Below are 9,506 nucleotides of genomic sequence, written 5' to 3' on the forward strand. Positions count from 1 at the left end.
ATAATAAAATCAATTGATTACAGACAATTCATCACCCAAAATGTCCAACCTGCCTAAATTGCGGGCTATGGGTATTTTGTGGGTTCCGATGACGAGTCTGTTTCCTTCTATGGCCTCCACTTTACTGGTTTGAGCGATCTTTAATTACTATAATTCTTTATAATTCCCACATAAACCAGTAGAATGACATTCATCAGCAAGGCATAAATAATGGCAGGGATGGCTATGATGTCATTGTTGAACACAAACGGGCTACTGGCAATGGCGATGGCCTGTGCAGCATTCTGCATTCCGATTTCGATGACAAGCGTACGTACTTCCTTGGTGCGGAGATGCATCAGCTTGGATAGTAACGCGCCTCCCGACATGGCAAGCAGGATGAGAGTGAAGATGCAGCAACCCAGTTTGCTGAATTGTTCGGCGATGGTGGTATGATGCTGGATGAAGAAGATGGATGCCAACAGTATGAGTGCGGGAAAAGCTGCTTTTGACAGTACCTTATGTATCTTTTCTGCTGTCGTCGGCCGGTAGTGCTTCATAAGAATACCAGTAACGATGGGGAATAACATCAATACTAAGTTTTGTACAATGAGGCTACCTATGGGCAGATGTACACTTATGTCGGGAGTGTTTCCAATGAAGTGTAGGATAAATTCCATAATGATAGGAAGGGTGAACAGTGTAATGAGGCTGCTGAACGCTGTTAGCGACACGGAAAGAGCCACGTCTCCCTTGGCTATCATTGAGAATATGTTGGAAGAACTGCCGCCGGGTGAACAGGCTATGAGCATGACGCCGATGAAGAACAACGGTTCTATGCGGAAAGCATAACTTATGGCAAATGCCAATATAGGTAGTAGTATGATTTGTCCTGCCAGTCCGGCAATGATAGGACGGGGGCGTTTGCAGAATAGTTTGAAGTCGGCTGTTTGCAGTGTCAATCCCAACTCAAACATTAGTAAGGTGAGAATGGGGAGCACTATCCATATTGCATTCATTGTTTGGGTATTTTGTTTCAGGCTGCAAAGATAGCAATTCCGTTCTGTTATTTGCCATTTTGTCAGCCTTAATCTGCCAAACAAACAGCTTTGCACTTTGGCATGATTTTGGTAAGTCATTTATCGCTTATTTGAAGCAGAATGAGTATAAACGTAAATGTATAACATATAAAAGCAAGAGAATTATGAATATTAAACCATTGGCAGACAGAGTACTTGTACTCCCTGCACCTGCAGAAGAGAAAACGATTGGCGGTATCATCATTCCGGATACGGCAAAAGAGAAACCTTTGAAAGGTGAAGTGATTGCAGTAGGCAACGGAACGAAAGACGAAGAAATGGTGTTGAAGGTTGGTGACACAGTATTGTATGGCAAGTATGCGGGTACAGAACTGGAAGTTGAAGGTACCAAATATCTCATTATGCGTCAGAACGACGTACTCGCTGTATTGGGATAAATCTTTCGGTCTTGTAGTTTTTTAGTTTGTCCGTTTTATGTAGAATTCACAATCTAACCATTCGGAAACACCAAAAACTCAAGTTCCAAAAATTAATAAACTAATAAACTCTTAAAATTAAAAAACTCAAAAGCTATGGCAAAAGAAATATTATTCAATATTGATGCCCGTGATCAACTGAAGAAAGGTATTGATACGCTGGCAAACGCTGTGAAAGTAACTCTCGGCCCGAAAGGTCGTAATGTGATTATCGAAAAGAAATTCGGTGCTCCTCACATTACTAAGGACGGTGTAACCGTTGCCAAGGAAGTAGAATTGGCAGATGCATACCAGAATACCGGTGCACAGTTGGTGAAGGAAGTGGCTTCTAAGACTGGTGACGATGCCGGTGACGGAACAACTACCGCTACTGTATTGGCACAGGCTATTGTGGCTGAAGGTTTGAAGAACGTGACTGCCGGTGCAAGCCCGATGGATATCAAGCGCGGTATCGACAAGGCTGTTGCCAAAGTCGTTGATTCTATCAAGTCACAAGCTGAAATGGTGGGCGACAACTACGATAAGATCGAGCAGGTTGCTTCTGTTTCTGCAAACAATGATCCTGTTATCGGTAAGTTGATTGCTGACGCTATGCGTAAGGTATCTAAGGATGGTGTGATCACTATCGAAGAGGCTAAGGGTACGGACACTACGATCGGTGTGGTAGAAGGTATGCAGTTTGACCGTGGTTATCTTTCTGCTTACTTCGTTACCAACACGGAGAAGATGGAATGCGAGATGGAGAAGCCTTACATCCTGATCTATGACAAGAAGATTTCTAACCTGAAGGATTTCTTGCCTATTTTGGAACCTGCCGTACAGACAGGTCGTCCGTTGTTGGTTATCGCAGAAGATGTGGATAGCGAAGCTTTGACTACATTGGTAGTAAACCGTCTGCGCTCTCAGTTGAAGATTTGTGCAGTGAAGGCTCCGGGCTTTGGCGACCGTCGTAAGGAAATGCTGGAAGACATTGCCGTATTGACCGGTGGTGTGGTTATCAGCGAAGAGAAGGGTCTGAAATTGGAGCAAGCTACTATCGAGATGCTGGGTACTGCTGATAAGATAACTGTTTCTAAAGACAATACCACTATCGTAAACGGTGCTGGAGACAAGCAGAACATCAAGGAACGTTGCGAGCAGATAAAGGCTCAGATTGCTGCTACCAAGTCTGATTATGACAGAGAAAAATTGCAGGAACGTCTGGCTAAGCTGTCTGGTGGAGTTGCTGTGCTTTATGTAGGTGCTGCTTCCGAAGTGGAAATGAAAGAAAAGAAAGACCGCGTAGATGATGCTTTGCGTGCAACACGTGCAGCCATCGAAGAAGGTATCGTTCCGGGCGGTGGTGTAGCTTACATCCGTGCCATCGAAACATTGGAAGGCTTCAAAGGGGATAACGTTGATGAAACTACCGGTGTTGATATCATCAGACGGGCTATCGAAGAACCGTTGCGTCAGATCGTGGCGAATGCGGGTAAAGAAGGTGCTGTCGTAGTACAGAAAGTACGTGAAGGCAAGGGTGACTTCGGTTACAATGCACGTACCGATGTTTACGAGAACCTGCATGCTGCCGGTGTGGTAGATCCTGCAAAGGTAACTCGTGTAGCTTTGGAAAATGCGGCTTCTATTGCCGGTATGTTCCTGACTACTGAATGCGTCATCGTAGAAAAGAAGGAAGACAAACCTGAAATGCCGATGGGTGCTCCGGGCATGGGCGGCATGGGTGGTATGATGTAATATCGGTCTTCCCTGAATAAATAAGATAACGAAAGGCCACAGGGCTTCTCTTCATAGAGAGCGCTGTGGCTTTTTTATATTTCGGTTTTGGGACCTGTTTTCTATATATGGAGCATGAAATAGTTACGAATTAGACTGAAATTTTGTTTCTTTGCACATTCTTAGAAAATAAATATACTTATGAGAAGTTTTGCTTCAGACAATAACTCCGGTGTGCATCCATTGGTGATGGAGGCCTTGAACCGGGCAAATCAGGATCATGCGATAGGCTATGGCGATGATCCTTGGACAGAAGAGGCTGTCCGTAAGATAAAGGAAGTTTTTACGGCTGATTGTGAACCGTTGTTTGTCTTCAACGGAACGGGCAGCAATGCCGTCGCTCTGCAACTGGCAACGCGGCCTTACAACTTGATCCTTTGTGCGGAGACGGCGCATATTTATGTAGACGAATGTGGTGCTCCTGCTCGCATGACAGGATGTCAGGTTGGTACTATCGCAACGCCAGATGGTAAACTTACCCCGCACTTGGTACGTCCTTATTTGAAGAACTTTGGCGAACAGCACCATTCCCAACCGGGAGCAATTTACATATCTCAATGTTCAGAGTTGGGTACTGTGTACACGCCGGAAGAGTTGAAGGCACTGACTGCCTTGGCGCATGAGTATGGAATGTATGTACACATGGATGGGGCGCGTCTTGCCAATGCTTGTGTAGCGTTGAATCTCAGTCCGAAAGAGCTGACAGTGGATTGTGGCATTGATATTCTCAGTTTTGGTGGAACGAAGAACGGGTTGATGTTGGGTGAGAGTGTGATTGTCTTCCATCCCGACCTGAAGCGTGGCGCCTATTACGTGCGGAAACAGTCGGCGCAACTGGCATCCAAATTGCGCTATCTTTCTTGCCAGTTTACGGCATATCTGACGGATGAACTTTGGAAGAAGAATGCGACGCATGCCAATGTGATGGCACAGAAGCTTTACGAAGGATTGAAGGTACTGCCTGGAATACGCTTCACGCAGAAGATGGAGAGTAATCAGTTGTTTTTGACCATGCCGCGCAAAGCAATAGATGCGTTGAGGCAATCTTATTTCTTTTACTTTTGGAATGAAGCGGAGAACGAAATACGTTTTGTGACCTCTTTCGATACGACGGAAGAAGATATTCAATCGTTGCTGAAAGCTGTCAAAGAGGCTTTGCAAGTCCGATAGATGGAATCGGGGTTTTCACTCCGGTGCTTACAGTATGATTTTCAGTTGAAAAGGGCCGGGTATACGGGAGCGTATATCCGGCTGCTTTTTAAATATAGTTTATCTATTTTAGTATTCAAAATACCAAGATGGTGTGTTATTTGTGATAGGGTATATAAGAAAAACTAAAATTGTAGACTATGGCTTATATCGATTATTATCAAGTCCTTGGAGTGGACAAAAAGGCAAGTCAGGAAGATATCAAGAAAGCGTTCCGCAAGTTGGCGCGTAAGTATCATCCGGACCTAAATCCGAACGACGCTACTGCAAAGGATAAGTTTCAGGCGATAAACGAGGCAAACGAAGTATTGGGTGATCCGGAAAAGCGTAAGAAGTATGATGAATACGGCGAACATTGGAAACATGCCGATGAATTTGAAGCCCAGAAGCGTGCCCGGCAAACGGCGGGTGCCGGTGGGTTCGGAGGTTTTGGCGGCGGTGGATTCGGTGGTTCGGGTGCAGGATACGGTTCGGACGGTAACGGTAGTTATTGGTATTCATCCGACGGGCAGGAGTTCTCCAGCAGTACAGGCGGTGACTTCTCTGACTTTTTTGAATCACTGTTCGGGCACCGGGGACGTAAGGGAGGTGCCAATGCTGGTTTTCGCGGACAGGATTATCATGCAGACCTACATCTGTCCCTTCGTGATGCGGCACAGACGCATAAGCAGATTCTGACTGTGAACGGAAAGAATGTGCGCATCAACATTCCTGCCGGAGTGGCGAATGGGCAAGTGATCAAGTTGAAAGGCTATGGCGGCGAGGGAATGAACGGTGGTTCTGCCGGTGATTTGTATATTACGTTCGTGATTGCGGACGATCCTCTGTTCAAGCGTTTGGGGGATGATTTGTATGTTGACGTTTCCATCAGCCTTTATACCGCTCTTTTGGGTGGCGATCAGTTGGTGGACACGCTGGACGGACAAGTGAAGTTGAAAGTGAAACCGGAAACCCAGAATGGGACGAAGGTCCGCCTGAAGGGTAAGGGATTTCCTGTATATAAGAAGGAAGGACAGCATGGCGACCTCATTGTGACTTATTCCGTGAAACTGCCAACCGACCTGACAGAAGAGCAGAAAGAATTGTTCCGTAAACTTCAAAGTATGAATTAAGAGGCAACGCTTAAAAAGATGAACCCTAAAAGTCAGATCTTCGACTTTTAGGGTTCATTCATTTTTATGGGATGATCGTTTCAGTATCTATCAAGTCTGATAGAGCCGGACCGATTTACTTACGATAGCTTTCCAATTCTTCGGCTTTGAACTTGCGGATGAAGTTGAAGTGCTTTTCTACTTCTGCCTCGGCATAGTTCAGATAGACAACGGCTGATTTCGCAAACAGTTCGGGAGCTTTTGTCGCATCTTGAATAATGAGATGAGACATAACGCACACGGCTGCCATTTCGTAGAGACGACGGGCTACAAAATCCAGTAATTCCTGGCTCTGTGCTTCTTTTACGGCATTGGTGCAAGTCTCAAACTTGTTTGTCATTTCTTTCAGACGATCCATCAACGGTTGCATCTCTTCACTGCAAGGAACGGTTTCGAAGTCCCGAAGCGTAGCGGCATACGAACCGTTGGTCACGTAGCGGATGGCTGCTACGGTCTGCAACTGCGTAGTACCCTCGTAGATGCTCGTGATACGGGCATCACGGTAGATGCGCTGGCAAGCATATTCCAACATGAAACCTGAACCACCGTGAATCTGAATACAGTCGTAAGCGTTCTGGTTAGCATATTCGGAGTTCATACCTTTGGCAAGCGGAGTGAAGGCATCAGCAAGTTTGGAGTATTTTTTCTGTTCCTGACGCTCTTCCGGAGTCAGTTTGCGTTCGCGGGCGATGTCGTCCAGGGCTTTGTAGATGTCTACGTAGCGTGAAGTCTGATACAACAATGCGCGACCTGCATCCAATTTGGCTTTCATGATGGCGAGCATGTCATATACGGCGGGGAACTCGATGATTGCCTTGCCGAACTGTTTGCGGTCTTTGGCGTATGCCAAGCCTTCATTGTAGGCAGCTTGCGACAGACCTACGGACTGTGCGGCAATACCCAAACGAGCACCGTTCATCAGTGCCATTACGTATTTGATCAAGCCGAGTTTGCGATCGCCACAGAGTTCGCACTTGGCGTTCTTGTAGACAAGTTCGCAAGTAGGAGAGCCGTGGATACCCAGTTTGTTTTCGATGCGGCGTACGTCTACACCTCCGTCACGTTTGTCGTAGATGAACATGGAAAGTCCGCGTCCGTCTTTCGTACCTTCTTCTGAGCGTGCCAGTACGAGGTGAAGATCGGCATCACCATTGGTGATGAAACGTTTCACACCGTTCAGGCGCCAGCAGTTTTCTTTCTCATCGAAAGTTGCCTTCAGCATGACGCTTTGCAGGTCAGAACCGGCATCGGGTTCGGTCAGGTCCATTGACATGGTTTCACCGGCACAAATGCGCGGGATGAAGCGACTGTGTTGGTCTTCGTTACCAAACTCATACAGTGTTTCGATACAGTCTTGCAAGGACCAGATATTTCCGAAACCAGCATCAGCGGCTGCTACGATCTCAGCACACATGGTGTAAGGAGTGATGGGGAAGTTCAGTCCACCGAAGCGACGGGGCATGGTCATGCCGTTCAGTCCGGCTTTCACCATGGCATCTAGGTTCTGTTTCGTGCCGCTGGCATATTCTACACGACCGTTTGCGCAGTGAGGCCCTTCTGCATCTACGCCTTCGGCATTGGGATTGATGATTTCTCCGGTGATTTCGCCAGTGATTTCCAATACCTTGTCGTATGAGTCCATAGCGTCCGCATAGTCCTGCGGAGCATAATCATATTTATCTTTATCTTGATATCCGCGCTCTTTCAGCTCGCAGATACGTTCCATCATCGCGTTGTTCAGTTGGAACTTCAATTCAGGAACTTCGGTATAAAAATTAGCCATAGCTTATTTACTGTTCTGTTTGTAATATTTAATCATTTTCGGAATCACTTCTTCCACCGTACCGTTGATTACATAGTCGGCGATGGTGTTGATCGGGGCATTTTCATCGTTGTTGATAGAGATGATGATGCCGCTTTCCTGCATGCCGGCGATGTGCTGGATTTGTCCACTGATGCCGCAGGCGATGTAGAGTTTCGGACGGACGGTCACACCGGTCTGACCAATCTGACGGTCATGGTCGCAGAAACCTGCGTCGACAGCTGCGCGGCTACCGCCCACTTCGGCGTGAAGCTCCTTGGCCAGTTCGAACAACATGTCGAAGTTCTCGCGGCTACCCATACCGTAACCACCGGCAACAACGATCGGAGCACCTTTCAGGTTATGTTTTGCCTTTTCTACATGGCGGTCGATGACTTTTACTACATAGTCCGTCGTAGGTACATACTTGGCAACGTCGTGATTGATGATTTCGCCTTGATAGTTGGCGTCGAGAATTTCTTTCTTCATCACGCCTTCGCGCACGGTTGCCATCTGCGGACGGTGTTCGGGATTGACGATGGTCGCCACAATGTTACCGCCGAATGCGGGACGGATCTGGTACAGCAGGTTTTCGTACGTCTTGCCTGCTTTCTTGTCCTCGTGGTCGCCGATTTCCAGTGAAGTACAGTCGGCAGTCAAACCGCTGGTCAGGGCGGAAGATACGCGCGGACCAAGGTCACGACCGATGACAGTGGCACCCATAAGGCAGATCTGTGGTTTTTCTTCTTTGAAGAGGTTGATTAGTACGGAAGAGTGGGGTAGTGAAGTGTAGGGAAACAGGCCCGGAGCATCGAAGATGTGAAGACGGTCGACACCGTAGGGCATTACTTGTTTTTCGATACCTGCAAGATTGGCGCCTGCAACTATGGCTTCCAGCTGGCAACCCAGTTGATTGGCTAATTTGCGTCCTTTGGTAAGGAGTTCGAGACTTACTTCGGCAACTACAGTGCCTTCAATCTCACAATATACAAATACGTTATTCATATTTCTTAGTTTTTAGCTACGAGCTACGAGTTGCGGGGCTACAAGTTCTTTTCTGTGAATGATGGTGCAATTACTTGCAGCTTGTCGCTTTGTAGCTCATCACTCATCCAATCGTGTGATTGGCAAGTAGTTCAACAATAAGGTCTTCTACATCCTTGTCGCTTCCGGTCAACGTGCGGCTTTCCTTGGCTTGGAACGAGATATTCTGGACGGTTTTCACTTTCGTGGGCGAACCGCTGAGGCCACATTGTTCCAGATCGCCGTCGACGTCGGCTACGCTCCATTCCGTAATATTCAGGTAAGGACACTTCTCGTAGAGGTCGGCGTAGGGCAGGGCGGCACCTTCTTTGGTGATGGCGGCTTTCTCCTGTGCGCCGAGGGCACGTTTGTATTTCTGCACTAGTTTGGCGTTGCGCGGGCGGCAGGGAGCGGCGTTGCCGTTCACGGTGATGACGATAGGCAGCGGGCCTTCTACGGTTTCCACGCCTCCGTCAATATGGCGCTTCACGACGATTCGTCCAGTGGTCTCTTCCACGTTCAGGATTTCTTCGGCATACGTGATCTGCGTCAAGCCCAGCTTTTCTGCCACTTGTGGTCCTACTTGCGCCGTATCTCCGTCGATGGCTTGGCGTCCACCGATGATGATGTCATATTCGCCGATCTTTTTGATAGCAGTGGCGAGGGCGTATGAAGTAGCGAGGGTGTCGGCACCGGCAAAGGCGCGGTCGGTCAGCAGATAGCCATTGTCGGCACCGCGGAACAATCCTTCACGAATAACTTCGGCTGCGCGTCCCGGTCCCATGGTGAGGATGGTGACGGTGGAGCCTGGATGTGTATCTTTCAGTCGGAGGGCTTGTTCGAGAGCGTTCAAGTCTTCGGGGTTGAAGATAGCGGGAAGTGCCGCACGGTTGATAGTACCGTCGGCTTTCATGGCATCTTTCCCGACGTTGCGTGTGTCGGGAACTTGTTTTGCCAATACAACAATTTTCAAACTCATGCTATTAATTATTAGTATTAGTATTTTTCTGTATGTCAGTGCCGGGAGAAATAGGAGTAGTGAAGGGAAAGCCCT

The 9,506-nt window shown here is 47.6% G+C and carries 8 protein-coding genes; 4 read left to right on the forward strand and 4 right to left on the reverse strand.

Annotation, left to right across the window (positions count from 1 at the left end):
* Nucleotides 1-140: 140 nt before the first annotated feature.
* Nucleotides 141-998, reverse strand: a complete 858-nt coding sequence (locus tag QZ323_RS06360; RefSeq protein ID WP_294633768.1) for a bile acid:sodium symporter — start codon at nt 996-998, stop codon at nt 141-143.
* A gap of 185 nt (nt 999-1,183) precedes the next feature.
* On the opposite strand from QZ323_RS06360, the gene QZ323_RS06365 reads away from it, so the two are divergent.
* From QZ323_RS06365 to QZ323_RS06380, 4 genes are all read left to right on the forward strand, one after another.
* Nucleotides 1,184-1,456 carry a co-chaperone GroES gene (locus QZ323_RS06365; protein ID WP_294633770.1) on the forward strand — a complete coding sequence of 91 codons (273 nt, stop codon included), beginning with the start codon at nt 1,184-1,186 and terminating at the stop codon, nt 1,454-1,456.
* A gap of 135 nt (nt 1,457-1,591) precedes the next feature.
* Entirely contained in the window at nt 1,592-3,229 is a 1,638-nt protein-coding gene (gene groL / locus QZ323_RS06370; RefSeq protein ID WP_294633771.1) for a chaperonin GroEL, read from the forward strand.
* 180 nt (nt 3,230-3,409) lie between these two features.
* Nucleotides 3,410-4,438, forward strand: coding sequence for a low specificity L-threonine aldolase (locus tag QZ323_RS06375; protein WP_294633772.1), 1,029 nt, complete (start codon nt 3,410-3,412; stop codon nt 4,436-4,438).
* Nucleotides 4,439-4,617: 179 nt separating this feature from the next.
* Complete coding sequence (locus QZ323_RS06380) at nt 4,618-5,589, forward strand: J domain-containing protein (RefSeq protein ID WP_294633774.1); 972 nt, start codon at nt 4,618-4,620, stop codon at nt 5,587-5,589.
* Nucleotides 5,590-5,704: 115 nt separating this feature from the next.
* Here QZ323_RS06380 and QZ323_RS06385 read toward each other — a convergent pair whose 3' ends face one another.
* The 3 genes from QZ323_RS06385 to QZ323_RS06395 form a co-directional block, all read right to left on the reverse strand.
* Nucleotides 5,705-7,411 carry an acyl-CoA dehydrogenase family protein gene (locus QZ323_RS06385; protein ID WP_294633775.1) on the reverse strand — a complete coding sequence of 569 codons (1,707 nt, stop codon included), beginning with the start codon at nt 7,409-7,411 and terminating at the stop codon, nt 5,705-5,707.
* A 3-nt stretch (nt 7,412-7,414) separates the two neighbouring features.
* Complete coding sequence (locus QZ323_RS06390; protein WP_294633777.1) at nt 7,415-8,434, reverse strand: electron transfer flavoprotein subunit alpha/FixB family protein; 1,020 nt, start codon at nt 8,432-8,434, stop codon at nt 7,415-7,417.
* A gap of 103 nt (nt 8,435-8,537) precedes the next feature.
* Entirely contained in the window at nt 8,538-9,431 is an 894-nt protein-coding gene (locus tag QZ323_RS06395; protein WP_294633779.1) for an electron transfer flavoprotein subunit beta/FixA family protein, read from the reverse strand.
* Nucleotides 9,432-9,506: the final 75 nt, after the last annotated feature.

It is taken from the genome of uncultured Bacteroides sp., from assembly GCF_910585845.1.
Taxonomy (GTDB): domain Bacteria; phylum Bacteroidota; class Bacteroidia; order Bacteroidales; family Bacteroidaceae; genus Bacteroides.

Excerpts from the sequence above, each read along its gene's own strand:
- QZ323_RS06375 (WP_294633772.1), top strand. The coding sequence starts at position 3,410 with ATGAGAAGTTTTGCTTCAGACAATAACTCCGGTGTGCATCCATTGGTG.
- QZ323_RS06380 (WP_294633774.1), top strand. The coding sequence starts at position 4,618 with ATGGCTTATATCGATTATTATCAAGTCCTTGGAGTGGACAAAAAGGCA.
- groL (WP_294633771.1), top strand. The coding sequence starts at position 1,592 with ATGGCAAAAGAAATATTATTCAATATTGATGCCCGTGATCAACTGAAG.
- QZ323_RS06395 (WP_294633779.1), bottom strand. The coding sequence starts at position 9,431 with ATGAGTTTGAAAATTGTTGTATTGGCAAAACAAGTTCCCGACACACGC.
- QZ323_RS06385 (WP_294633775.1), bottom strand. The coding sequence starts at position 7,411 with ATGGCTAATTTTTATACCGAAGTTCCTGAATTGAAGTTCCAACTGAAC.
- QZ323_RS06365 (WP_294633770.1), top strand. The coding sequence starts at position 1,184 with ATGAATATTAAACCATTGGCAGACAGAGTACTTGTACTCCCTGCACCT.
- QZ323_RS06360 (WP_294633768.1), bottom strand. The coding sequence starts at position 998 with ATGAATGCAATATGGATAGTGCTCCCCATTCTCACCTTACTAATGTTT.
- QZ323_RS06390 (WP_294633777.1), bottom strand. The coding sequence starts at position 8,434 with ATGAATAACGTATTTGTATATTGTGAGATTGAAGGCACTGTAGTTGCC.